We start from the raw sequence: 384 nt of genomic DNA, 5'->3' as shown, positions 1-384 counted from the left end.
GATCATGTTCTTAATGAAGTCACGGTGACCAGGAGCATCAATGACCGTGCAGTAGTACTTGGTAGTCTCAAACTTCCACAGAGCAATATCAATGGTGATACCACGCTCACGCTCAGCCTTCAGCTTGTCCAAAACCCACGCATACTTGAAAGACCTCTTGTTCATTTCCGCAGCCTCCTTTTCAAATCTCTCAATCACACGCTTATCAATTCCACCAAGTTTGTAAATGAGATGCCCAGTGGTGGTCGACTTGCCAGAGTCGACATGACCAATGACGACAATGTTGATATGGACCTTCTCCTTACCCATGGTTGCTTTTGGAGGCGATGGCGGTGTGGAACGACTCGGCTCTCCTTAAAAAAGAGAACTAGGGCAAGATTCAGC

General features: G+C 47.1%; 1 protein-coding gene. It reads right to left on the bottom strand.

Annotated features, from left to right (window positions below):
* A partial coding sequence (locus tag FWJ25_RS20990) for a GTP-binding protein (protein ID WP_246166910.1) occupies window positions 1-309 on the bottom strand: 309 nt, incomplete at its 3' end.
* Window positions 310-384 lie beyond the last annotated feature (75 nt).

The sequence above is a fragment of the Marinobacter salinexigens genome (genome assembly GCF_008370345.1).
Taxonomy (GTDB): domain Bacteria; phylum Pseudomonadota; class Gammaproteobacteria; order Pseudomonadales; family Oleiphilaceae; genus Marinobacter; species Marinobacter salinexigens.
Note: the sequence above shows the minus strand (reverse complement) of the source record. Positions and strands in the feature narration are given on the sequence as shown.